The organism is Psychroflexus sediminis (assembly GCF_900099815.1).
In the GTDB taxonomy this organism is placed as follows: Bacteria; Bacteroidota; Bacteroidia; order Flavobacteriales; family Flavobacteriaceae; genus Psychroflexus; species Psychroflexus sediminis.
In genome coordinates, this window is record NZ_FNCW01000019.1 from 1 (window position 1) to 24,700 (window position 24,700).

Here is a 24,700-nt window from a genome sequence, read left to right on the forward strand (position 1 = left end):
ATGACGAAAGTTCTGTAGCGCGAGATATCGACACTTTAGGGCTAGTGAACGAATTAGATAGCATTTTTGAACTTGATCAAAAGTATCGAGCTGAAATGCAATCTGTTCAAAACGAGTTCGGTTGGAACTCTGATGAAATGAATGAGCTTTGGACTATACAAAACAAAATTGACAGTTCAAATCTTCAACGAATTTTAGAAATAATTGAAAACGTAGGAGGATATCCAGGTCAATCACTAGTTGGACATTCTGCCAGTAAAACTACTTTTTATGTCTTACAACATGCCCCTGATAGTGTTCAAGAAAAATATTTTAAAATGATAATTGATGCAGCAAAAAACAATGAACTGAAACGAGGGCATGCAGCAATGTATCAAGACAGATATTTAATGCATAGAGGTGACCCTCAAATATTCGGTACTCAAGTCAGAATTGAATATGATATTGATTCTCTCACAGGAAAGAAGGTTGAAAGGGCATATGTATGGCCAATTGCTGATACAACCAATATAGATTCCTTGAGACTATGGAATGGATTACTGAATTTAGAAGACTACTTGAACAATTTTGGAATCAGCCGATGGGACTCAACATCTAACAAACTAAGTGATTCAGACAAAAATAAAAAAAGCCCATAACATGATGTATAGTGCTTACTCTGCGGGATACGCACCATACACAGACCGTTACATCTTCATTTAATCAGCCACACAGCATATGCTCAATGATCTATACTTCGAAGAATTCCCAGAATTGGAAAGTCAGAGGTTACTTCTAAGGCAATTAAACTTGTCAGACGCCTCAGAGGTGCAGGGTATACGTTCTGATGAACGGGTGAAGGTTTATTTGGATCAGGAAAGGCATCTAAGCCTCCAACAGTCTGAAGAGTCCATTTCTAAAAAATTAAAAATGTACAAGGAGAAGACCGGAATGCTTTGGGCCCTAATAGAGAAATCGACCGGGAAGTTTATTGGGGATTTTGCCTTTTTCAAAATCGATCATAAAAATTCCAGAGCAGAGATCGGATATACCCTGAAGCCAGAGTTTTGGAAAAAGGGATGGATGAAAGAAGCGATGATGTGTATTTTCAATTTTGGTTTTAAGAAATTTAATCTTCATAGTTTAGAAGCCAACATCAACCCTGGAAATCAAAATTCTCGCAGAATTTTGACGAGTATGGGGTTTCAGAAAGAAGCTTATTTTAGAGAGAACTATTTTTATAACGGAGATTATTTAGATAGTGAAATTTATTCGTTGCTTCAATCTGATTTTATAAAGGACTCAAAAAATAAAGCAAAGATTAGCTGATATACTAAACTGATAAATTTGAGTTTTCTGCTTCAATAATTTAAATTAGCTGAGACACGTTAGCAAAATTAAATCTAAGGCGTAAAAATTAGATATTAGCGTTTATCTTGTTTAAGCCTTTCGTCAATGGGTAATTCAATAAAATCTACTATCTCAACTTTTCCAAATTCTTTAAACAAGGGATTTAAAATAATATTGGATTCGAGGCCTACAACAGTTGATGGTACTCTTAGAGCAAATCTGTTTCGGTCCTTTGCAAAATCTGTAAAAACCTCTGTTGTTTTGGAAGCATATGGATATTGATTCCATCTCTCGGGGAGTTCTTCTAATTCCTCGATTACAAACTCGTCTGGAAATTGAATTTTAGCAATCAATATGTTTTTAGGTAAATACGCAATGTTCTCGGAATGAACATAGTATTCTAATAAGGCTAGTGAGATATTTTCGGAACAATACACAGCTCTTGTTCCAACTGAGTTCCATCTTCCCCCCACTTTTTCAGCTCCAATTCCAGATAAGGTGGCGTCTTTATATTTCACATTCGCTACTCTATAAACAATCATTAGCTGTAAACGTTGTATTGAATTCTAGTGATTTCGTTTTCTACCATTTCAAAACCAAAACTACTATCTAGTAACTCAAATGGAATTTTATTGCCAAGTGTTTTTGAAGGTGTAATCAACCATTTTTTAAAATCTTCTTTGGAATCAAAAACCTCATAACCGAGTCCAAATAATTTAGCTATTTCATAAATACGTTCTGAAGTCTCTTTCCCATAAACAGTTCTCTTTTGCATACTACTTATGGATGCAGGAAGAATATGCTCAAACTCTTTTTCGGTAGAATCTGTAAAACGAATCAATTGTTTCCAATCTGATTTTTTAACACCTTCTCTAATACGACCAATAAGTTCCATTTTGAATTCTGGAGCGTCATTAGAGTTTACCACAACCCAAGATGGAGAAAACTTAATAAGTCTCTGAGGTTTTTTCTCCTTTCTGGCAACCCTAACTTTTACTGAAGCCTTTTTTATATTAGAATTCTCTGTATCTGCCTTAATATTCATGGTTGTATTTTTACGTCACATCTATTGTAAATATACAATATAATGTATAGAAAATTAAAAGCTTTAACCAAAGATATTATCAATTTATTCATGGATTTTTAAAAACATAACCCACGATTTCAACCGTGGTTAAAAAAACAGCCCATACAAGAAACCATTTTAATGGTTTTATTAAATTAGTGGGATAATATAAACCTATCCCAATGCCACATTCATTTAACAAAATAGGGATACATGCTATATGGTAAAAAAAATACTTCTTATTTCAAAAAATTTGCTTGGCAAACAGGTTATGCAGCTTCAGAATCTGTAGTTGAAAAAGTTTATAATTATATCAAAAAACAAGGATATACAAAATGCTTAAAACCATTTCAATTTAACGATACATTTCATAGCCCACCATTTAAATCGTGGGCTATGTAAAAGGATATTATGAATTTTAAAACACATAACCCACGGTTTCAACCGTGGGAGAAAAACATAAACAATGCAACTCACCTTCACCCCCATACACAAAGAAGATTTAGAAGACGTCATAAGCATGTTTCAGGCTGCGGCCGATAAAATCAGCAGGATGAACATCGACCACTGGCAATACTGGAAAAATCCACCTTTAGAAAAAATAAATTGGGTAAAGGAAGGGATTGAAAATAAGGAATACTTTTTTGTTCAGAATGCCGATGAGGAGGTTCTGGGAATGGTTCGCATACTGGATGAAGACCTGCTGTACTGGGGCAAGCAAGACGAAAAGGCCAGGTATATCCATTCCCTGCTGGTGAAAGAAGAGTACAATGGCAAGGGCCTTGGAATTCAAATTCTGAATACGATTGCCGAAGAAGCTAAAGCACAGGATTGTAAATACCTGAGGCTGGATGCGGATTCTACAAATCCAAAGCTTTGCAGGTATTACGAAAAACAGGGATTCCAAAAGGTGGGAATAAAGAAATTACCCATATCGACTTACAATCTTTATGAAAAAGCATTAGCCTAAGACTTAATATTTCCACTCATTTTTAGTTTGAAACTCAAGACTAATACCTTCCGATTTAAAGAATAGAAACCAGGTGTTATCAAAATAATCACTAACTTGAAATAGAATTCCTTTCAAAAAGGATTAAAATTTCAAGCTAATGCCATCACAGGAGGTTTTTAGAAGCCATCGAAATTCAAAATCAACAGTGAAGATTTTAGGAGTCATATTAAGTTTTTTAGTACTTCCCTTAAGCGGATTTTCACAAGACAATGACAGCGGTAATGCTCCACTATTTTCAAAAGATAAAATAAAACCTTTAGAAAATATAAACATTGGTTTCGACATGCGCACCGAGTTTCAGGCCTACACGTTTAGAGGTGGAGACCAGTATTACAATGGCATCCAGTTCGAGAACGGATTTACAGCCCTTCGTATTTCAGGTCAGCTTCATGAACGCATAGAGTTTAATTTCAGAAATCGGTTCAATAGTGGTTCTGAAGTTCAATCTTTAGATCGTCTAAGCAACGATATTCAACTCGCTTATGTCAAAGTAAAAGCAGCCGAAAAGCTGGATGTCTATATTGGTAAAATGTTTGCCTTTTATGGAGGTTACGAATATGAATTCAGTCCTTTATATATTCTGGAATTCAATGATATTTACAGCAATGCTTTAGCTTTTGTCACGGGAGCAGGTCTCTCTTACCAGGCGTTTGACAATCATCAGTTTCGGTTTCAGGTTTTAAATTCAAGAACACTGCTTTACGAAGATCTTTACGGGGATATTGTGGCTGAAAATATAGAAGAACCGATCTGGCCGGTCAATGGAGTAGTCAACTGGCGCGGACGTTTTTTTGACGGCAAATTTGAAACTAATTACAGCGCGAGTTACAGCAACGAAGTTAAAAACAGAGGCACCTATTTCTTTACCTTAGGTCACAAATATCAAAACAAAGATTTCAGTTTGATGTACGATTTTCAGTACAGTTATGAAGAAATAGACACCAAGGGAATTATCAACAATTTACTTGAAGAAAACAGGATTGCAGAAAACGTACTCTATGTGGAAAACTGGTTAAGAGCAGAATACCGTTTTAGTCCTAAATTCAAAGGCTTACTTACGCTTATGACGAATACGGCATACGACAATTATACCAGAACGAAGGATCACGTAAGAACCAGTTATGGAGCCATTCCTACGCTTACTTACAGTCCTTTTAAAACGATAGATATCCAGTTTTTTATAGCCTATGTGGGAAGGTATTTTGATTATACGGAATATGCCAAAGCCAATTTCAATGTGGGAAGTTTCAATAGAAATGAACTTAAAATCGGCATTTTGGCTCCATTAAATTTGCTGTAATCCAAAAAAATAACAACAGAACATGTATGGGATAAAAGGTAAAAATCTGACCTGACCTCATTAAACCACCTGCTCAATCACAAAGGAATTTCCGTTAAAACGCAGTTCATCCCCCACCTGCCTGCCCATCAGCAACTGTCCTATAGGGGTCCCGGGCGAAATGGCATAAACGGGTTTTCCATCCGCTTCCAAAGCACCCAGACTCACCGCAATATAATAATGCGCTTTGGACGTAAATACCAGACTCCCCACTCCTGCTTTTCCGGGTCTTTCTTCAGTATTGATTTTAGAAAGCACTGTACTTAATTTCTCAATTTCTGCCAGTTGATGACCAGCTTTTTCACGTTCCAGCTGAAGCATAGCTCTACCCGTTTCATGTTTATCGCCCGCACTGCTCTTGGTTTCCGAAAGCAGGCTGTTTTGAATATCAGCAATGTGATTTAGAATGCTATGCCGACGTTTTTCCACAAGTTCCTGGCACTGATGATAAAGATTTAATTTGATATTCATAATTGGTATTTAACCTGATTTCAAAAGTCGATAAAAATAGGATACTATATGCAGATCAGGGCTTCGGTTTCAGGAGAAAAAATGATCCTGTCCCCGGGATCCGGTTTTAGAATATGTATAATTTTTAACATTATTTCAATTTCAAAAAAAATATGATTAAATTCAACATAAATCAAAAAAATCAAAAAAAATGAAAACTCTAACGAATAAAAATCTATTGACCTTAGCTATGAGCTTATTGGCTTTTGTTTTTATAGCCTGTAATCAAAATCCAGTGGAAACCGAAGAATATAAAGACATGGTGGAAGAACACGAGGAACTGATGGGTACTCATGAGTTCATGAATCAAAGCTATAAAAAAATGGAAGAGATGCACGAAGTCATGAAGGAGGAAGCTGAGGATTATACAGACATGCCTGAGATGGATAGCATCCACTCCGCTTTTAGAGAAAAGCATCAGGATATTTTAGTGCAGCATTATAAGACCATTCAACTTCACGAAAACCTGCTTCAGAAACATCAGGACCTGATAGAAAAACACGCTACAGAAGATGTTGATATGGGAACTTTTGACTATGAGTTTGAAACGATACTGGAAGAACAGGAACAAATGAAAGCAGCACACGACCAAATGACTGAAGAGCATGAAAAGTTAAGAAGTGAACATGACCAAATGATGCAGGCCCATGCTTCTGCTATGGAAGAAATGTAAGGACCAGCAAATCCATAATCCGATTTTAAAAGGCATCCGTCTCAGGCGGATGCTTTTTTTATGGAAAAAGCTATGCAGCCGGCAGGCGTCCCTTTCCTGAGGTCTGACATCTTAAACAGACTTAATGAGTATTTTCTATTCTGAACCTGCCTTCCAAGGAACGCAGGCAGGTGCCTTTACTCACTTAAAAGCTTTCAGATACATTTCTTAAGGCTTTGTAGTGCTTTTAATACACAAAACGATAAAGATATACCCAAAGAAAGATTAAAGCCTGATGAGCATCTTAAAAGCTTTTATGCTCCTTCTCAACCTGCCTGACTTCCTTATACATTAGGATAGATTTCAGAATCTGGGAAACTTTAAAAAAAATTAATTGCACTTTTAAGCATAGGTATGCTTTTGAAACCTTGAACTTTCTGACATACAAGCTGTTGATATCAGGCTTTTTGAAATCATCCTGCATCTCCCCGACCGAATACAAAAGTTTGATTTTAATGCTTTTGATGACGATGACTTGAAAAAAGATAAAACTTAATTTAAAAGTTTTAAGAAGGCTTCTGATTAACTTCACAGCCCTAAAAACTAATTTTGAACCTTTAATCTAAAACTTATAATATGGGACTATTTTCATCCTTGCTCGGCAATGCAGGAGCGGTAAGTAAACAAGACCTGGAAAACGACTACAGTCAGTTATTAACTGAAAATGAAGCCATAGAAATTGGCTTTAAGCTCGTCCGAGACACGTTTATATTCACCAACAAACGCCTTATCCTGGTAGATAAACAAGGTCTTACCGGCCGTAAAGTAGAATACTTTTCTGTTGGTTATAAAAGTATAAGTCGATTTAACGTTGAAACCGCGGGTTCGTTTGATCTGGAAGCGGAATTGAAAATCTGGATTTCCAGTGAGCAACAGCCAAGTATCACTAAAAAATTCAATAAAAGCGTCAACGTTTACGATGTGCAAAAAGTACTGGCTCAGCATGTTTTAGGCTAGAAGGGTTTAATTTGGGAAACTTACCAATTTTTGGTATTTTTGAGTAAATATTTAAAATTATGAGTAAAAACACATCCATATCCCTTGGAAATTATTTTGATCAGTTTGTGAGTAGCCAGGTTTCCGCTGGACGGTATAAAAACGTAAGTGAAGTTATCAGAGCTGGACTTAGGCTATTGGAAAATGAGGAAAGTAAAGCTATTGTTTTAAGAAATGCAATTCAAGAAGGTTTAAGCAGTCCTTTGGTTGAGGACTTTGACTTTGATGAACATCTAAAAAAGTTAAAAGCTGAAAAGCGAAAGAATGGCTAAAGTTATATTACGATAGGAAGCCATTGACGATTTGAACCGCATTTGGTACTATACATTGGAAAAATGGTCTGAAAAACAAGCTGACACCTATTATGCAGCACTAAAACTTGTTTGTAACAGAATTGGAGAAAATCCTAATATTGGAAAAGAATATTACGGAATAAGCAAAAATTTACTCGGACTAAAATCTGGAAAGCATATCATATTCTACCAATCCCTCACAGAAAATAAAATTGAAGTCATCAGAATTTTACACGAACGAATGGATTTAAAAAACAAGCTGACTGATTAAATAAACCAACATTTTATAACCGCAATTACAGAGTAAGGACTATAAACGTCAGCAGAATCTTAATTACTGAAGTCAGCGCAGAACCGAAAATTTACGCCAATTAACCTGTAACTTAAGGTTTAACCGCACCTAAGTTAAACTGCTCATCAAACAGCAAATCACGCATCAGGTGGAGGAGTGATTTTTGGTTCAATTGCTTATTTATATTTTACATAAGTATAAACCTGGATCGTTATCCTTAAACCAAAAGCTTAAAACAGTAAGGGAACGTACTTTTTAAAAGAGAATTAGTGTAATTTTATAGAGATTTAACACGTACTATTCAATGACCCGGGTAAAACTCTATAGATTCTCAAAAGTATTATCTAAATTCTTTATTGGCTTAGGTATCGTCATTTTATTGCTTGGAATGATGACTACTGTTAAATCAACTAATGATGAATTTAATACGGAGTTTCCTTCCGGAGACTGGAATGCAGTTTTAAATATAATTCAAGGCATAGTTTTTATAACTTTTGGAACACTCAATCTTACAAAAGGTAAATACTTTATCGAATGGGATGAAACTCACTTAAGATTTTTAAGGCCCGGCAGTAAACACCCTGAAAGCATTGAACTTTCTGACATACAAAGTGTCGATATCAGGCTTTTTGAAATCATCCTGCATCTCCCCGACCGAACACAAAAGTTTGATCTTAATGCTCTTGATGATGACCACTTGAAAACAATAAAAGCTAAATTTAAAAGGTTTAAGAAAAACCGGGAACTCGCTTCTTAATCACATTAAATCACGAAAAAATTCTCCAATGACCACTTTACACTATAGAATTACAGGAACAATGCTTTTAGTTTTAGGCATAATCATGACCTCTTTTGATTTTAATACATCAAAATATATTTCTGGAATTCTTGCTGGTATTGGTTTGGCATGTATTGTTTTTCCAGAAATTGGCCTTAAAAAGAAGTAAACTGTTTTTTTCATGCCTTTAACACCAGGTTTAGTTTGGCTTTTATGGTAGTTCTGCCTTCCGCTTACGCGTCCTTTACTTCAACCCAAAACATCTTGTTAAGACCAGCGCCGAAGCCCTTAGAAATCTTTAATTTTGCCTTTCTTTAAAACCCAAGGCTATGCAAGATCATAAGGTACAAACCTATATAAAAGACATTTTAAACCAGGTTCCTACAGACTGGCTGAAACTCACCACGCACAGGCTGGATATTTATAACGAAAGCCTGGCCAAAACCGAGTTTTTGGAACAGCTGGAGGTCCTGTACCAAAATCACACTGCAGATCACTCAGAATTAGTTAAGCTTCCAACGGCTTACGATTACATCCGTTTGGGGCATCCCTTGTCCTCGGTTTTAGAATGGGGAATCGCCCATAAGCATGGGATAAAACCAGAACAGGTCATCAGTTTTTCCTCACAGACCATGCCTGTTTTTGCGGTATTGCGCTCAAACAAACTTCAGGATAAAACCACTCAGATCCTTTATACCGAAGACCTGCCCGATTTCTTTGACGCCGAAACGCTTAAGCGCGTTTACGGGTATAGCTTTGAGCTTAAACAAGTCAAAAGCAGCGATGATATTCCGGAATTTGAAGGCAGTACGCTTTTCATTTCTCAGGAGCATCAGGTCGGTCAGGCCGAATTAAATCCGGGGATTGACTTTCACGTCAATGTATACCCGAAACTTGGAAGTATTCTGATTGTGAACGGAAACAAAAATGAAGCTTACGTTTCAGATATACAGCATGTGCGCCGGAGGGAGTCCATTGCGATGACTCCGGCAGATTCCTTTGAAGCTTTACAGAGGTTTGTCGATATAAAAGCATCTGTAGAGCTAAAAGCAAGCAGAGCCAGCAATTTGGAGAAGGTCATCAAGGTGGTGCAGGACATCACTTTAGCCGCTTCGGATGTCTTATTAGGCTCCTGCGGACTCTCCGTTCAATATGCCATCATGATGGGGCTTATTGACGATGCGAAAACCAATCATCCGGGCAAACGCATTAAAATCATTGTTCCGCCTAACTGTTACGGAGGAACCAATGACCAGGCCAGACGTGTCGTGGAAGCGGTAGATGGCGTAGACATTATGGACCTGCCGGTAGATCAGGATAATGACATGGTACAAAGTACGGCTCAGGTTCTGGACCAGACGGCCCGCGAAGATGCCGTGCCTTACATCATTGCAGAAATTCCCACCAACCCCAGAGTTGAAGTCCCGAATCTGGAAGAACTGACCGCAGCTTTAAGAAAGCCACGGCAAAATCCCGAGGGCCAGGACGCTATTCCGCCTGTCTTTATCCTGGATCAGACCTTCTGTCCCAACGTTCACTTCCTAAGTAAGGAGGGGATGTTTTCAGACATTAGAACCATTTCTTATGTGAGCGGATCCAAATTTCCAAGTGGCGGTAGATGTACGGCCGGTTACTGTGTCGCCAACGAAAAGGCAGACGATTTAATGCCCAGCATCCAAAAGCATTTTCAGCTTTGCGACAATGAAGCTACAGATCTTCAGGTAGAAATTTTAGCCGATCAGTTACCCTCCATGAATCAAAGAATTGAGGAGGCTTACAAAAACACACGTGAGTTTGTTAATTTCATCAGGAAAGAATTGCCGGAAGCCAAAATCAATTTCGTTCCCGATGAGGTGGTGGAACAGGGTTTCACCCCTTCAGTCTTTTCACTGGACCTGCCGACCACAGGCGAAACGGATGAAGAGCGCGAAACCTACAAAAGGGATTTAAACCATAAACTCATCACGATGATGATCAGCCGGATTCCCGAAAGCAAACACTGTGTGAGCTACGGTCAGCTGAAAGGTTCTTACTGGACCATTCCGGCGACGTCCACTCAGGGCACCACCAAGGAAGAAGATAAGGATTACATTGCCAGAGTTTCCATTTCTCCGGATCTGGACCTGGAACGTCACAAAACGGTATTTTCAGATTTTGTAAAGCAGTTGTAACATTTAAAGCAGACTTCAACTTATCAGACTTTTTCTGCGCTTTGCGCGAAGGAAACATTCGCGCAAAAACCAGATTTAAAACACCTGCCTTTACCGGCAGAGAGCGGTCTCATGCCTGCGCGTCAAATTTTTATTCTGATTTTGCCATTCTTATTTGAAGCTTTTAAGACCTTTAAATTTTAATAATTGTTTAATTTTAATCGTTCATTTTACGAAATACTAACTTATAGCGATGAAAAAAATTGAAACCCAGGTAGTCATTGAATCCGATATTTCTACCGTCTGGAATCTACTTACAGATTTTGAAAAACACCCCGACTGGAATCCATTCATTACATCAATACAGGGAGAAAAGGCTGCTGGAAAATTTTTAAGCGTTTCCATAAAGCCTCCTGAAGGAAAGGGAATGACGTTTAAGCCTGTTGTATTAAAATTTGAGCCGAATAAAGAATTTCGATGGAAAGGAAAGCTTGGCATCCAGGGAATTTTTGATGGCGAACATTATTTCATTCTGGAGGAAGTGGATAACAATCAAACTAAATTCATTCATGGTGAAAAGTTTAGTGGAATCCTCGTTTACTTAATGGGGAATGTTTTAGAAAAGACTAAAATAGGATTCGAACTGATGAATGAAGCCCTTAAAAAACAGAGCGAAAGCTTAAAAACGGCGTCTGTAACTTAGGTTTTCTCTGCGCCTTCGGGTTATGCGATTTCATGCCCAGCATACGGATTTTTTACTCTACAAGACTTTATTCCTGTTTGTAAAATTTAATATGCTTAACCTGCCTTCCAGGGAACGCAGGCAGGTTTCGATACATTTCCTGAATTTTTTCAGGTCAGTGGTTTGTGAAAGCTTTATAAAAAAGCACTTTATAATTGCTTAAATTCGGATTTAAACCAAAAATTCGAAAAAAATGAAAGATTTACAAACCTCCGATGCAAAAGCACATTCAGAAAATATACGTTCCGGCTTACAGGAATTGATAGTGCATTTAAAGAAAGATATTTCTAAAGTGGATGATCCTAAAGCCAAAGCTCTTTTTGAGACTTCAGCCGAAGTGCTAACCGGGTTGAAAACAGCTTTCCTGCATTATGAAGAAGGAAATGAAGAAGCCTGGAAATAGATTCAGAATGATTTGAAACCTCGCAATAACTCCATAAGCCTGAGAATATGTTCTGCATATTTCTTAACTTATTGGACACGTATTTTCAATTTTTAAATTGAATTACTGGTTAAAAGTCAAAAACTGTCATTTTAATATCTGCTTAAAAAGCTCTAGAGAGAACAATAAATTTAAAAGATAATCATGAAAGAAGCCATTAGATTCACAGCTGTTTTTGTTTTGATTTTTGTGTTATTGATATGTGCTTTTATATGGCCTGTACCAGGTTTGGTAATCCTTGCAGTATTATTGTTGACCATTGGCTTATATGATTTATTCCAAAAAAAATATACGGTCCTCAGGAACTATCCTGTTTTAGGGCACATGCGTTATTTACTGGAAATGATAGGTCCGGAATTACGTCAGTATTTTGTAGAATCTGGTACGGATGCAAAACCCATCGATAGAAATCACCGGACTTATGTTTATGAGCGCGCCAAAGAGCAAACCCAGACACATCCTTTTGGTACCGAACTGGATCTGACCAATGATGAATACAGATGGATGCAACATAGCATGTATCCTGCAAAAAGATTGGATGCTCCACCTCGGGTTAAAATTGGAGGAAAAGATTGCAAGCAGCCCTATGAGGTCAGTATTTTCAATATTTCAGCTATGAGTTTCGGCTCATTGAGCAACCATGCGATAGAAGCCTTAAATTTAGCTGCAAAAGATGGTGGCTTTTATCACAATACGGGGGAAGGAGGAATATCTGACTATCATTTGAAAGGCGGTGATCTGGTATGGCAAATAGGTACAGCTTATTTTGGATGTCGGGGCGATGACGGTAGTTTTAATTCTGAAGACTATAAAAAAAATGCGAACCGAGAGGAAGTCAAGATGATTGAGCTCAAAATTTCGCAGGGGGCTAAGCCCGGGCATGGAGGAGTACTTCCGGCACTAAAAAATGATAAGGAAATAGCTGAAATAAGAGGACTCGAGCCTTATACGACCATCGTTTCACCACCGGGGCACCAGGAGTTTGATGATGCTGAAGGACTGCTTAATTTTATAAAGAAGCTGAGGGATTTATCCAATGGTAAACCTGTAGGATTTAAACTTAGCCTGGGCAGTAAAGAAGAATTCTTTGAAATTTGTGAAACAATGAAAGAAACTGGTATAAAGCCCGATTTCATTACAGTAGACGGAGCTGAAGGAGGCACAGGAGCAGCGCCTATCGATTTCTCAAATTACGTGGGGATGCCCTGGGAAGATGCGCTTATCTTTGTTGTGGATACACTTAGGGAGTACGATTTAAAGGAAGAAGTTAAAGTCATTACAGCTACAAAGCTATTTACGGCTTTCGATATTTTTAAAGCCTTATGTATTGGAGCCGATGTTTGTAATTCTGCAAGAGGAATGATGCTGTCCCTAGGCTGTATCCAGGCCATGAAATGCAATACCAATGAATGTCCGACAGGGGTGACTACCAATGATCCAAGACTTGTTCGCGGTTTGGTGGTTTCCGAAAAATGGAAACGCGTACGGAATTATCAAAAAAACATTATAGAAGATTTTTTAGATTTATTGTCTGCTTCAGGCTGCAGTTCAATAGACCAGTTGAAGCGAGCTTTTATTTATAAAAAGATAGAACACGACTGGTCGGCCTACGATAAAATTTCAGAAAAGATAAAAGTATAAGTCAGGTTAACTTCAAAAATTCAAGCTCAAATCAAACGGAATATTATATCCTTTGGCATAGCTAGCTCAAACTTCATCTTTCAAAACTTTTCGCACCATACAATCCAGGCCCTTACTTATCATTTGATATCTTCACGGCGTGAAGATATCGAAACATATATTACCGTTAATTGTGATTGCCCAGTTTTGCTGTACATCGCTGTGGTTTGCCGGTAACGGGGTCATGAGCGAGCTGGTGATCACCTATAATTTGCCGCCCAGTGCTCTAGGGCATTTAACCTCTGCCGTTCAGCTGGGATTTATCCTGGGGACTTTGATTTTTGCGGTTTTGAGCATAGCAGACCGGTTTTCGCCTTCCCGCGTGTTTTTTGTGTCCGCTATATTGGGGGCTGTGTTCAATTTGGCGATCATCTGGGAAGCCCACAGCCTGTCTACTTTGCTTTTATGCCGGGTTATGACAGGTTTCTTTCTGGCAGGTATTTATCCGGTTGGGATGAAAATTGCAGCCGATTATTACAAAACAGGTTTAGGCAAATCTCTTGGCTTTCTGGTGGGTGCCCTGGTGCTTGGTACAGCCTTTCCGCATCTGCTTAAAGAGTTGACCGATGCTTTATTATGGAAAACGGTTTTGATAGTGACCTCTTCCCTAGCGCTTTTGGGCGGGGTGTTGATTATGCTTCTGGTACCAGACGGTCCCTATCGCCAAACGCAAAGGAATTTAAAATTTTCCGCCTTCTTTCAGGTCTTTCGCAACCGAAACTTTCGCGCTGCAGCTTTTGGCTATTTTGGTCACATGTGGGAGTTGTATGCGTTCTGGGCCTTTGTGCCCGTCTTACTACAGACCTATAACCTGACTCATCCCGAAGTCACGTTCAATGTGTCTTTATGGTCATTTTTAATCATAGGTATCGGCGGTTTGTCCTGTGTTTTAGGAGGCTATATTTCTCAACGCAAGGGAACCAAAACCACAGCTTCGGTAGCTTTGCTACTCTCTTGTACCTGCTGTTTGGCAGTGCCGTGGATGTTTGCTCTGGAGAGCGACGTCTTTATAGGATTTTTACTGCTGTGGGGTATGCTTGTGATTGCAGATTCACCGCTCCTGTCCACGCTGGTCGCTCAAAGCGCTCCTGCCGAGGTTAAAGGAACAGCGCTTACGATTGTCAACTGCATTGGTTTCGCCATCACCATTGTAAGCATACAGCTTCTCAGCAGTCTGATGCTTTGGGCCAGCAGTAATTTCATTTACACCCTCTTAGCCATCGGTCCCCTGCTGGGCCTGACAGCACTCAGGAAAAAAGTAAAATAAACTCGCCGCTTGGATCGGTTAACAGTTTTTTATTCTGATTTTGCCTTTCTTAGCTTAAAGCTTTTAGATACATTTCTTAAGATACTATCTCAGCTTAAACCTTCAAAGCGATAAAAATTGAAATTTAAAGTTAGCCTAGAATTTGGATGATTAGCATAAAAATCCGCACTTGAATTTTTCATATCTTTAAAATCAGTATTACGAACAAAATAAAGAATTATTTGTTTTAAAGCTTAGACTATGAAAAATCAATTACTCACTGCCCTTTTTATCCTTTACACCTTAGTATCCTATTCTCAGGAACCTACAGAAGATAAGAAAATACCAGAAGGTGAAGTTTACACCTCTTCTCAATCGGTAAGTATCAATGGTAAAACCATCAATCTTGATACAGAAACCGGTACTATACAATTACGTGATGAAAACGACCAGCCCATCGCTCTTTTCGGATTTACCCACTACAAAAAGTCTGGTGAAACTAACAACAGACCTATTGTATTTGCTTTTAACGGTGGACCTTTATCAGCTTCTTTCTGGCTTCATTTTGGGATTTTGGGGCCTAAACGGGTGGTTATTAATGATCCCGATTATACCAAACCTGCTCCTTACACTATTGTTAATAATGAGTTTTCAATTTTAGATAAGGCAGACCTGGTCATGCTTGATCCTGTTGGCGTTGGCTTTAGTCGTCCTGTTGGTGAAGCCAAGTGGACAGACTTCTGGGGGGTAGATCAAGATGTAAGAAGCATAGGGCTTTTTATTGATCAGTTTTTAATTCGTGAAGGCAAGTATAATTCACCTAAGTATTTACTGGGTGAAAGCTATGGTACGTTCAGAAACGCTGCTCTGGTGAAACATTTGCAAGACAAAGGAATAGCTATGAATGGTGTCATTATGGTTTCGGCTGTTTTTGAATTACAGCATTTACTTTTTGGTCCCGGAGATGATATAGCTTACCTCACACATTTCCCTACTTATGCAGCCACAGCTTGGTATCATGATAAAGTGAAAAATAAAGGTAATTCCTTAGAATCCTTTTTGGAAGAGGTCAGGTATTTTACTGAAAATGAATATGCTCCTGCTTTGCTCAAAGGAGACCGGCTTTCTGTTTCCGACAAAGCCAGCATGGCACAAAAGCTTTCCGACCTCACAGGCTTGAGTCCGGACTATTGGATTAAAGCTAATCTTAGAGTAACCAATTCTGAGTTTTTTCAGGAATTAATGCGAGAAGAAGGTGAAACTGTTGGGAGATTGGACTCCAGATTCAAGGGAATCAATGAAGATTTACTTTCTCAAAATGCATTTACAGACCCCCAAAGTGATGCTATATCAGCTCCGTATATAGCTGCTTTTAAGGATTATCTGTACAATGACTTAAACGCAAATAAGGACTTGACCTACACCACTACTGCCAGTGGCAGAGAAGGATTTAAATGGGATTGGAAACACAAAGGCAATGTGAGCTGGAATGCACAAACAGCCATAAGTACTCTTCCAGATATGACCTCTGCCATGAAGCGCAACCCGAACTTGAAAATTTTGATTTTGAATGGATATTACGATTTAGCTACTGTGTTTTATGGAGTTGAGTATTCTATTAATCACATGGGGCTGGAACCAGAGTTAAGGGACAATATTATTATGAAATATTATGAGGCCGGCCATATGATGTACACTCACCTGCCGTCTATGGAGAAATTTAAAAAAGATGTTGATCAATTCATCGATGAAACTTCTAAGCCCTAGTCGTAATAAATCATCTACTGATCATTAATACTAAGCTTAATTTTATACTTCTATTTTACCAAACATTTAAAAAATTTTAGAGCAGAGATGATTTGGAAAAGCATTTATTTTGGGCTTGTTTTACCTGATTATGCTAAAAATCGCTTTTCATCCCATCTATAAGCACCCCTTACCCGAAGGGCATCGGTTTCCTATGGAGAAGTATGATCTTCTGCCCAAGCAGCTGCTGCATGAAGGCACCTGTGAGGAGGAGAACTTTTTTCAGCCGGAAATCCGGGAAGAAAATGAAACGTATATCCTGTCGGTGCATACTTCAGCATACGTAAAGGAATTGTACAACCTCAGCATTGATCCCAGGAAGGCAAGAAAAATTGGATTCCCTCTATCTTCAGCTTTGGTGGAAAGAGAACGCGTCATTACCGATGGGACCATTCGGGCGTGTAATTACGCTTTGGAACACGGGGTGGCGATGAATATAGCTGGCGGAACCCATCATGCCTATTCAGATCATGGGGAAGCCTTCTGTATGCTGAACGATCAGGCTATCGGTGCTCAGTATTTGCTTCAGAATAAACTGGCCAGGAAAATCCTTATAGTCGATCTCGACGTCCACCAAGGCAACGGTACCGCTGAAATTTTCCGGAATGAGGACAGGGTGTTTACCTTTTCCATGCACGGCAAAAGCAATTATCCCTTCAAAAAAGAAAGATCAGACCTGGACTTACCCATGGAAAATGACTGCGGCGACGAGGAATACCTGAAAGCGCTAAAATCTACTCTGCCAAATCTTATCGACCGGGTGAAACCCGATTTTATATTTTTTCTGTCGGGGGTGGATATTTTGAGTACCGACAAACTTGGAAAATTAGGATGTAGCGTAGAAGGATGCAAACGCAGGGATGAGTTTGTATTTGAACAGTGTCTCTACCGTCAAATCCCAGTGGAAGTAAGTATGGGAGGCGGTTATTCCAAAGACCTCAAAACCATTATCGATGCCCACGCCAATACCTACCGTACCGCTCAGTATATGTATTTTTAGTTCAAAGACAGGAGTAAGAACCAAGACATAACTTAGGTGTTAGCTAATAGGGTTAAGGTAAATAGGAAATTCATTATTCAGTAGCAGGTAGTCAGTAATAAATTATTAATACCAAATTTGAAATAAATCCTTTGAAGCCTCGTAGGTTTCGGATCAGGAAACATCAAAAAGACAAGTGAAAACCAATCTTTGAAAATTGATGAGTTCTTGAGGTGGCAGGTCGTAGGAATTAGGTCTTAGGAGAAATAATTTTAAAATCCAAAGACATACTTCAAAATTCGCTATTTATTATTCGGTGTTCTTTAGTGTTTCCCTTCCAGGGAGGGTTTGGGGAATGAATTTACTTGTGTTTCCAGCTAAAGCCTTTCAGCATCAGGGCTGTCCTTAAAATGTCTTTTTGACTCACGATCCCTATAATTTTTCCATCTTCAACCACGGGGAACCGACGTCTTTTAGAGGTTAAAAAGAAATTGGCAGCATCGAAAAGATTGACCTCAGGAGAAATCGTCTCCACATCTCTGGACATGTATTTTTCCACACTGGTATCTTCCATCGGCATGTTATAGTATCGGCTTTCAGAAATCTGTTTCACACAATCTCCTTCAGAAATAACGCCAATCACACATTTTTGATCATCGATTACCGGACCTCCGGAAACCCTGAATTTTATGAGTGTTTCTACCACTTCTATGATGCTCTGCTCTTTTTTAAACAAAACCATACTCTTGGACATACAGTCCCTTACCGTAATTTTTTCCGCTTTTAGATTGACGTCACCGACCTGCTTGCCCTGAAAATTTTTAATACCCATGCTTATTAATTTGGCATTAATTTAATCATAAAAATGGGAATATGATAATATTATAAGTTAAATATAATCAATACAGATCATTTATCTTAAATATATCGAATCTTGTTATTGCTTTCCGGGTTGCCTGATTTTATATCCAGATTTCGTTTTTTCTTCTTCAACCATTTGCTTTACATCTTGCAGAAGTTCCTGGGCATTGTAAATAATACCATCTTTTATGGTGTACTTTACTCCACCTACTCGCGTCACCTCATTTTCATCAGTCAGTTTTATAGCGCCTGTTCCGTACAGCACCTTCAAATTTTCCAGTGGATTTTCTTCAACGATGACGAAATCCGCCAGTTTTCCAACTTCAACCGATCCTATTTTATCTTCCATTCCCAGAGCTTCGGCACCATTGAGGGTTGCAGACATCATAATTTCCAGGGGATGGAATCCTGCTTCTCTCAGTAATTCCAGTTCCCGGACGTAAGCAAATCCGTAAAGTTGAAATATAAAACCAGAATCAGATCCCGTGGTGACTCTGCCTCCTCTGTTTTTGTATTCATTGACGAAAGTCATCCACAAATCGTAATTTTTCCTCCAGTTGGTTTCTTCTTCTGTACCCCAGTAATGCCAGTGTGAACCATGAGATATTTTACTGGGCTGGTAGAATTCCCAGAGGGAAGGCAGCGTATACTCCTCATGCCATTCCGCTCTTCGGGTTCTCATCAAATCGCGGTTAGCCTCATAAATATTAAAGGTCGGGTCCAGGGTAAAATCCAATTCCAGCAGCTCATTCATCACCTCATTCCATTTTTCAGAATAGGGCGGAGCTGCCTGTTCCCACAACTTGCCTGCTCCTGCAAATCGATCCTGCTCGTTGTTATAATTATAATCCAGTTTGTAATGCTGAACAGTTCTGTCTGTAAATAAGGCTTCCGGAAGTCCATACCAGTGTTCCATGCTGGTAAGTCCTGCTCTTGCAGAATTGAGCACATTCCATCTGGCGACGTCCATTTGGGCATGATGCATGGCAGAACGCAATCCAAGGCTTTTATTTTCTTCCAGTGCGGCCTGCATGATTTCCGGTCTGGCTCCAAAAAATTTAATGCCATCGGCACCCTTTTCAGCGTTTTCTCTCACCCATTCTTTTGCCATTTCCGGAGAACTTATGTCAGAGGTACTCCCTTGTCCAAAAGCGGTATAAGCCAAAATTCTTGGCGCGGTAATTTCGTTTTTAGCAGACTTTTCCTTGTGTTCCAGCACCCAGTCCAGACCATTTCCTGCAGAAGGGTCACGAATGGTTGTAATTCCATGAGCCATCCAAAGTTTGAAGACATACTCTGCGGGAGTGCCCTGGGCTTCTCCGCCAATGTGTCCGTGCATATCTACAAAACCTGGCATCAGATACATTCCGGCAGCATCCAGTTCCTTACCTCCGGATTTAAGCTGAGGTCTTTTGCTTTCATCGATTTCCACACCGGGATAGCCTACGGTTTTGATTTCCTTGATTTTATTTTGCTCTACAACGATATCCACAGGTCCTGTGGGCGGGGCACCATTCCCATTGATGAGGGTGACTCCGCGAATGATTAGTTGTGGCCACGGCCCATCGCCTTCAGCTCTCTCGGGAGCGCTCTTGATTTGCGCCGATGCCGGAATTTGAAAGATTACAACAAGCAGTAATATGAATAGATTTCTCATAAGGTATTTCTTTTAAAAAATTAAAGATACTAAAGTTTAGATGCTGGCCTATTCTCTTTCCCTTTATGTAAGTCCTGGTAAAGAATAAGGGTGGTAAGAGGGCATAATATGATTTATCCTGTTTCTTAATCTGCCTGCCTGCCCGTCCAAGGCACACAGGGGGGGGCATCCAAAGCACGCAGGCGGGTTTGAGAATAACAGATGAACTGTTTGTATATTTTTTTAGATATTTAAGTTAAGTTAATAGCTTGATACAAGCCTTGAAGTTAACTTTGCGCTTTTAAGACAAGAAGAACACATAGTATGGCTAGAAGAAAAAAAGAATCTGATCTCCCTAAAGTAAAACTTAACCAACAGAATCTTAAGAAATCTCTACGCCTTTTTTCTTATATCGGTCCTCATAAGTGGAAACTCATCATCGGGATGATATTTCTGGCCTTTACAGGACTCACCGCTCTTTTATTTCCGAAATTGATGGGGGATCTCATAGAAACTGCGGATTTCACTTCAGAAGATATCAACAGAATGGGGCTTATTCTTTTGGGTTTATTTACCGCTCAGGCGATTTTCTCCTTTTTTAGAGTGGTCCTGTTTGTGAATGTGACCGAAAATATGCTTTCTGCCATCAGGCAGGACACCTACAACACGCTGGTTAAAATGCCTATGCAATTCTTCTCTTCAAGACGCGTGAGCGAACTGAACAGCCGGGTGGCGGCAGATATTTCTCAGATTCAGGACACCTTTACGACGGGTATTGCCGAGTTTTTGCGACAAATGATCATTGTCATTGGCGGGATTGCAGCCTTGTTTTTTGTATCGGTAGAACTCTCTTTGCTGATGCTGGCTACCATTCCCATTTTTGCCATTGTAGCTGTGTTTTTTGGAAAATTCATCAAGAAATTATCCAAAGAGGCTCAGGATAAGGTGGCCGATTCCAATACCATCGTCGGCGAAAGCCTGCAGGGGATTGCCAATGTAAAAGCCTTTACCAACGAAGCCTTTGAAATGCTGAGGTATAAATTTGCAGTCGCCGATATCAAAAAAATCGCGATCAGAGGCGGTCTTGCCCGCGGGGCCTTTTCCTCCTTTATCATCTTTTGTATTTTTGGAGCAATCGTGCTTTTGGTCTGGTATGCGGTCAAACTTCAAAATGCCGGAGAATTGAGTCAGGCCGATTTGATTACATTCATTTTGTATACCATTTTTGTTGGGGCTTCCATTGGGGGCTTACCGATTCAATATGCGCAAATTCAAAAAGCCATTGGTGCCACAGAACGCGTATTTGACCTTATCGATGAAGAACCCGAAATCATAGAGGAAGAGTCTTCCCCGCAGCCTATTCACGGAAAATTAAGTTTTAAGAATTTAAAATTTGCTTATCCGACCCGTTCGGAACTCAGCGTTTTGAAGAACATCAGTTTTGAAGCTAAAGAAGGAGAAACCATCGCTATTGTTGGACCCAGCGGTGCGGGTAAATCGACAATTGCCTCTTTAATTTTAAGATTTTATGAGCCACAGGAGGGGCAAATGCTGCTGGACGATATACCCGCTTCCGAGTTTACGCTACATGACTTAAGAAGCCAGATGGCGATAGTACCACAGGATATTTTGCTTTTTGGAGGGACTATAAAAGAGAACATTGCTTATGGAAAACCAGACGCCACCAACGAGGAAATTCTGGAGGCGGCCAAAAAAGCCAATGCCCACGATTTTATCATGTCTTTTCCGGAGCAGTACGAAACGATTGTAGGCGAACGCGGGGTTCAGCTTTCCGGAGGTCAGCGCCAGCGGGTAGCTATTGCCAGAGCAGTGCTCAAAAATCCTGTAATTTTGATTTTGGATGAAGCCACGAGCTCGTTGGATTCAGAGTCGGAGCAACTGGTTCAGGAAGCCTTGGACAAGCTGATGAAGGGCAGAACTTCATTTGTGATTGCTCACCGACTGTCGACTATCAAAAATGCTGACCAGATTCTGGTCCTGGAAAACGGTGAAATTTTGGAAAAAGGAACCCACGCGGAGTTGCTGGAACAGGAAAACGGACTTTATTCCAAATTGATTCAGTTGCAGATGGAACTCAACTAGGCTATGAATTTGAAGGGCAATGGGTTGATATCTTATCATAAATCTAGTAAGATTAAACCCGCCTGCTTGTCTTGGACGGGCAGGATCAGAAGAAAAAAATAAAAACATCACAGGATTGCTTACGCGTAATTTTTTACTTTAGAGGCTTCCAATTTTAAACACCGTATCGCTATGTCACCACTCAAAACCTCGTTTCCAAAACATAAAATGAAAGTTGTTCTTTTGGAAAGTATAAGTCAGTCGGCTGTAGAGTCTTTCAAAAAAGCGGGTTACACCCAAATTGAGCAGCATGCCGGGGCTTTATCCGGGGAAGAGCTGGATGAGGTTTTGAAAGATGCCAAAATCCTGGGGGTGAGATCCAAAACCCAACTGACGGAAGAGGTGATTCAAAAGGCAAAAAAACTGGTAGCGATAGGTTGTTTCTGTATTGGAACAAATCAGGTCGATTTGGATGCGGCCAATAAAGCCGGGGTTTGCGTTTTTAATGCGCCGTTTAGCAACACGCGTTCTGTGGCCGAACTGGTTATTGCTTCTGCGATTATGCTGATAAGAAGAATCCCGGATAAAGATAAGGCCGCGCATGCCGGAGAATGGGATAAAAGCTCTGAAAATGCTCACGAAATACGAGGTAAAAAACTTGGCATTGTGGGCTACGGACATATAGGTTCTCAGGTTTCCATTCTTGCCGAAGCCATAGGACTGAAGGTGTTTTATTATGATGTTGAAAATAAGTTACCACTTGGGAATGCCGAAGAGGTGGAGGATCTAAAAACCCTGGTTCAGGATTGTGATATTATCACCCTTCACGTTCCCGGAAATAATGGAACCAAGCGTTTATTTAACGAGGAGAAACTGAATTGGTTTCAAAACGGTCAATTATTAATCAATATGAGCCGTGGTGATGTGGTGGATATCGATGCTTTAAAAAAGGCCTTGGATGAAGAGCGTATCGGTGGTGCCGCTTTAGATGTCTTTCCTGAAGAGCCCAAAAACAAAGCTGAAAAATTCACCTCCCCCCTGCAAAACGTGTCCAATGTGATTTTAACGCCTCATATTGGCGGTTCCACGGAAGAAGCCCAATGGAATATTGGGGTGGATGTGTCCGGGAAACTCATCAAATATATCGAAAGCGGAGCCAGCCTTGGCAGCCATTCTATACCCGAGTTATCCTTACCTAAAATGGAGGATACGCACAGAATCTTGCATATCCACAAAAATGTGTCTGGGGTGCTTTCTGAGATCAACTCCAAAATTTCTAAACTGAATGTCAACATTCTCGGACAGTATCTGAGCACCAATTTGGAAGTGGGCTATGTGGTGCTGGATATTTCCAAAAACGACTCCCTGGACACCTTAAAAGAGCTTAAAAAGATAGATCACACGATAAGTGCAAGGATACTTTACTAGGAGAATGCATTCCTGAGGAATACGATGAAGCTTGGTATCAAAACCTGCAGGTTATCTGGTTTTTAACCAGCCTGTAATGCTGAGGCGTTTATCCTGTATGACTTCTTTGACCTCGTGTTCCAGGCGCTGACTTTCAAAAATGACTACTCTGCCGGGTAGAGGATGAACGACGACTTCCGGCAGGCCTTCCGGATACAGCACCAATTCTCCTCCGTTGGAGGTTTTCCAGGAATCATCGTTGAGGTAACACACCAGAGAAAGTTTTCGCCTGTCGTCGTTTTGAAAAGTATCGATATGCTTTTTGTAAAAAGTTCCTTTGGGATACACGGCATAGTGAAATTCCTGATGCAGAAGTCCCATAAAGCAGGTTTTGTTCAGGTAATTTTTGAAGGCATTTATCTTGTCAAAAAAGCCTTTTTCTACTGCATTTGCCTTCTGCTCATCGATCCACTGTATATAATCTCCACGAATGCTTTTCTCTACAGACTCATTTAATTTATTGCCAATACCGGCTTTCTTGAGTTCACTATGCCTGTAAAGCGTTTTGATGTCTTCCCTTAACGAATTGACCGTAGGCTCTTCAAAAAAAGAATCACAGATAGAATAGCCCTGATCCAGGATATCGGAAATGATACGCTCGTAAAGCGGATGTTCTTCATAAGAGAGCGCATCGGTAAGCCGTTCTGTACGCATTGAAAAGCTTTAATTTTAGTTTACAAATTTAGTCGATAAATGATTAACCTGATATCCTTTTTCAGGGGACGGCATAGGTTGTTGTTTTTGAAATTCAAATGGAGGCTTTGGTGGTTTTAGAATCCACAGACCTCTCGACTGCGCCTGCCTGCATTCTGCAAAGTCAGGCAGGCTCGAGGTGACAACTGTTTATGTCAGGTCGAGCCCCTGGAAATTTTAGGACTTCATTTAATGCAAAGTGACGTTTTTTACATGTTTTAGCATCGAGCGGAGTCGAGATGTAGATGGTTCTCGACTCCGCTATTAGTTTTACATTTTATATTTATAAGAAGTTTAATCATATTAAATTTCTGAAAAACCAGAGGAGCAAGGTGAACTATCTCGACTCTTGAAATTTAAGCTTCATATCGAGCATTAGTCCTTGCACCCTCTTTAGGTTTTGGTACCATTTAGAATGTAAAGCTTTTAGGCTTATTAATAGCGTTAGTACTCAGACCTATTGGTTCTTCAGGTTTTTAATAGCTAATTCAAAGTTATGGAAAATATTGTTACAGGAATTGACATTTCAAAAGACACTTTAGATTATTGCTGTTTGAACAGCAATGATGTACAAGTTAAAAACAGAGGT

Annotated in this window: 26 protein-coding genes; 20 read left to right on the forward strand and 6 right to left on the reverse strand. The window is 39.7% G+C overall.

The window, feature by feature from the left end; translation table 11 throughout:
* Together BLP81_RS13695 and BLP81_RS12795 are read left to right on the forward strand one after the other, a co-directional pair.
* Nucleotides 1-638: DUF6624 domain-containing protein (locus tag BLP81_RS13695; RefSeq protein WP_317039080.1), on the forward strand; the 638-nt coding region annotated here is incomplete at its 5' end.
* Nucleotides 639-717: 79 nt separating this feature from the next.
* Nucleotides 718-1,308, forward strand: coding sequence for a GNAT family N-acetyltransferase (locus tag BLP81_RS12795; RefSeq protein ID WP_093370028.1), 591 nt, complete (start codon nucleotides 718-720; stop codon nucleotides 1,306-1,308).
* Between the two features lie 95 nt (nucleotides 1,309-1,403).
* Here BLP81_RS12795 and BLP81_RS12800 read toward each other — a convergent pair whose 3' ends face one another.
* Both BLP81_RS12800 and BLP81_RS12805 read right to left on the reverse strand, forming a co-directional pair.
* Nucleotides 1,404-1,871 (reverse strand): RES family NAD+ phosphorylase, encoded by a 468-nt coding sequence (locus BLP81_RS12800; RefSeq protein WP_093370031.1) that lies wholly within the window; start codon nucleotides 1,869-1,871, stop codon nucleotides 1,404-1,406.
* On the reverse strand, nucleotides 1,871-2,374 hold the full coding sequence (locus BLP81_RS12805) for an antitoxin Xre/MbcA/ParS toxin-binding domain-containing protein (RefSeq protein ID WP_093370035.1): 504 nt from the start codon (nucleotides 2,372-2,374) through the stop codon (nucleotides 1,871-1,873). The genes BLP81_RS12800 and BLP81_RS12805 overlap by 1 nt, the downstream gene beginning before the upstream one ends.
* A gap of 234 nt (nucleotides 2,375-2,608) precedes the next feature.
* Here BLP81_RS12805 and BLP81_RS13700 point away from each other — a divergent pair, with 234 nt between their 5' ends.
* The 3 genes from BLP81_RS13700 (at nucleotide 2,609) to BLP81_RS12820 (ending at nucleotide 4,707) form a co-directional block, all read left to right on the forward strand.
* Complete coding sequence (locus tag BLP81_RS13700; protein WP_093370039.1) at nucleotides 2,609-2,797, forward strand: hypothetical protein; 189 nt, start codon at nucleotides 2,609-2,611, stop codon at nucleotides 2,795-2,797.
* A gap of 64 nt (nucleotides 2,798-2,861) precedes the next feature.
* The gene (locus BLP81_RS12815) at nucleotides 2,862-3,365 is read left to right on the forward strand and encodes a GNAT family N-acetyltransferase (RefSeq protein WP_093370044.1); all 504 of its coding nucleotides are present in this window, start codon (nucleotides 2,862-2,864) and stop codon (nucleotides 3,363-3,365) included.
* Nucleotides 3,366-3,504: 139 nt separating this feature from the next.
* On the forward strand, nucleotides 3,505-4,707 hold the full coding sequence (locus BLP81_RS12820) for a porin (protein WP_093370049.1): 1,203 nt from the start codon (nucleotides 3,505-3,507) through the stop codon (nucleotides 4,705-4,707).
* A gap of 60 nt (nucleotides 4,708-4,767) precedes the next feature.
* Here BLP81_RS12820 and BLP81_RS12825 read toward each other — a convergent pair whose 3' ends face one another.
* On the reverse strand, nucleotides 4,768-5,217 hold the full coding sequence (locus tag BLP81_RS12825) for a GreA/GreB family elongation factor (RefSeq protein ID WP_093370054.1): 450 nt from the start codon (nucleotides 5,215-5,217) through the stop codon (nucleotides 4,768-4,770).
* A 190-nt stretch (nucleotides 5,218-5,407) separates the two neighbouring features.
* Here BLP81_RS12825 and BLP81_RS12830 point away from each other — a divergent pair, with 190 nt between their 5' ends.
* The 13 genes from BLP81_RS12830 (at nucleotide 5,408) to BLP81_RS12890 (ending at nucleotide 17,393) form a co-directional block, all read left to right on the forward strand.
* Entirely contained in the window at nucleotides 5,408-5,929 is a 522-nt protein-coding gene (locus BLP81_RS12830) for a hypothetical protein (protein WP_093370059.1), read from the forward strand.
* Between the two features lie 615 nt (nucleotides 5,930-6,544).
* Nucleotides 6,545-6,925: a PH domain-containing protein gene (locus tag BLP81_RS12840; protein ID WP_093370069.1), complete on the forward strand. Its 381-nt coding sequence runs from the start codon at nucleotides 6,545-6,547 to the stop codon at nucleotides 6,923-6,925.
* A gap of 59 nt (nucleotides 6,926-6,984) precedes the next feature.
* On the forward strand, nucleotides 6,985-7,236 hold the full coding sequence (locus tag BLP81_RS12845) for a type II toxin-antitoxin system ParD family antitoxin (protein ID WP_093370074.1): 252 nt from the start codon (nucleotides 6,985-6,987) through the stop codon (nucleotides 7,234-7,236).
* A 22-nt stretch (nucleotides 7,237-7,258) separates the two neighbouring features.
* Nucleotides 7,259-7,528, forward strand: coding sequence for a type II toxin-antitoxin system RelE/ParE family toxin (locus tag BLP81_RS12850; protein ID WP_245686475.1), 270 nt, complete (start codon nucleotides 7,259-7,261; stop codon nucleotides 7,526-7,528).
* Between the two features lie 325 nt (nucleotides 7,529-7,853).
* Entirely contained in the window at nucleotides 7,854-8,306 is a 453-nt protein-coding gene (locus BLP81_RS12855) for a hypothetical protein (RefSeq protein WP_093370078.1), read from the forward strand.
* A 28-nt stretch (nucleotides 8,307-8,334) separates the two neighbouring features.
* Nucleotides 8,335-8,496 carry a hypothetical protein gene (locus BLP81_RS13705; protein ID WP_176752722.1) on the forward strand — a complete coding sequence of 54 codons (162 nt, stop codon included), beginning with the start codon at nucleotides 8,335-8,337 and terminating at the stop codon, nucleotides 8,494-8,496.
* 160 nt (nucleotides 8,497-8,656) lie between these two features.
* Nucleotides 8,657-10,498 carry a PLP-dependent aminotransferase family protein gene (locus BLP81_RS12860; RefSeq protein ID WP_093370083.1) on the forward strand — a complete coding sequence of 614 codons (1,842 nt, stop codon included), beginning with the start codon at nucleotides 8,657-8,659 and terminating at the stop codon, nucleotides 10,496-10,498.
* Nucleotides 10,499-10,730: 232 nt separating this feature from the next.
* Nucleotides 10,731-11,180 carry an SRPBCC domain-containing protein gene (locus tag BLP81_RS12865; RefSeq protein ID WP_093370088.1) on the forward strand — a complete coding sequence of 150 codons (450 nt, stop codon included), beginning with the start codon at nucleotides 10,731-10,733 and terminating at the stop codon, nucleotides 11,178-11,180.
* A 232-nt stretch (nucleotides 11,181-11,412) separates the two neighbouring features.
* On the forward strand, nucleotides 11,413-11,622 hold the full coding sequence (locus tag BLP81_RS12870; protein ID WP_093370093.1) for a hypothetical protein: 210 nt from the start codon (nucleotides 11,413-11,415) through the stop codon (nucleotides 11,620-11,622).
* 183 nt (nucleotides 11,623-11,805) lie between these two features.
* Nucleotides 11,806-13,302, forward strand: a complete 1,497-nt coding sequence (locus BLP81_RS12875) for an FMN-binding glutamate synthase family protein (RefSeq protein ID WP_093370098.1) — start codon at nucleotides 11,806-11,808, stop codon at nucleotides 13,300-13,302.
* Nucleotides 13,303-13,441: 139 nt separating this feature from the next.
* Nucleotides 13,442-14,608: an MFS transporter gene (locus tag BLP81_RS12880; protein ID WP_093370103.1), complete on the forward strand. Its 1,167-nt coding sequence runs from the start codon at nucleotides 13,442-13,444 to the stop codon at nucleotides 14,606-14,608.
* A gap of 240 nt (nucleotides 14,609-14,848) precedes the next feature.
* Nucleotides 14,849-16,354: a S10 family peptidase gene (locus BLP81_RS12885; protein ID WP_093370108.1), complete on the forward strand. Its 1,506-nt coding sequence runs from the start codon at nucleotides 14,849-14,851 to the stop codon at nucleotides 16,352-16,354.
* Nucleotides 16,355-16,484: 130 nt separating this feature from the next.
* Nucleotides 16,485-17,393, forward strand: a complete 909-nt coding sequence (locus tag BLP81_RS12890) for a histone deacetylase family protein (RefSeq protein WP_093370113.1) — start codon at nucleotides 16,485-16,487, stop codon at nucleotides 17,391-17,393.
* Nucleotides 17,394-17,733: 340 nt separating this feature from the next.
* Here the strand turns inward: BLP81_RS12890 and BLP81_RS12895 are convergent, their stop codons facing one another.
* On the reverse strand, nucleotides 17,734-18,204 hold the full coding sequence (locus tag BLP81_RS12895) for a CBS domain-containing protein (RefSeq protein ID WP_093370120.1): 471 nt from the start codon (nucleotides 18,202-18,204) through the stop codon (nucleotides 17,734-17,736).
* Between the two features lie 105 nt (nucleotides 18,205-18,309).
* Complete coding sequence (locus BLP81_RS12900) at nucleotides 18,310-19,890, reverse strand: amidohydrolase family protein (protein ID WP_093370125.1); 1,581 nt, start codon at nucleotides 19,888-19,890, stop codon at nucleotides 18,310-18,312.
* 303 nt (nucleotides 19,891-20,193) lie between these two features.
* Here BLP81_RS12900 and BLP81_RS12905 point away from each other — a divergent pair, with 303 nt between their 5' ends.
* Together BLP81_RS12905 and serA are read left to right on the forward strand one after the other, a co-directional pair.
* Nucleotides 20,194-21,972 carry an ABC transporter ATP-binding protein gene (locus BLP81_RS12905; RefSeq protein WP_093370129.1) on the forward strand — a complete coding sequence of 593 codons (1,779 nt, stop codon included), beginning with the start codon at nucleotides 20,194-20,196 and terminating at the stop codon, nucleotides 21,970-21,972.
* Between the two features lie 171 nt (nucleotides 21,973-22,143).
* Nucleotides 22,144-23,379, forward strand: a complete 1,236-nt coding sequence (serA, locus tag BLP81_RS12910; RefSeq protein WP_093370133.1) for a phosphoglycerate dehydrogenase — start codon at nucleotides 22,144-22,146, stop codon at nucleotides 23,377-23,379.
* Nucleotides 23,380-23,430: 51 nt separating this feature from the next.
* Here the strand turns inward: serA and BLP81_RS12915 are convergent, their stop codons facing one another.
* The gene (locus BLP81_RS12915) at nucleotides 23,431-24,072 is read right to left on the reverse strand and encodes a 2OG-Fe(II) oxygenase (protein WP_093370138.1); all 642 of its coding nucleotides are present in this window, start codon (nucleotides 24,070-24,072) and stop codon (nucleotides 23,431-23,433) included.
* Nucleotides 24,073-24,700: the final 628 nt, after the last annotated feature.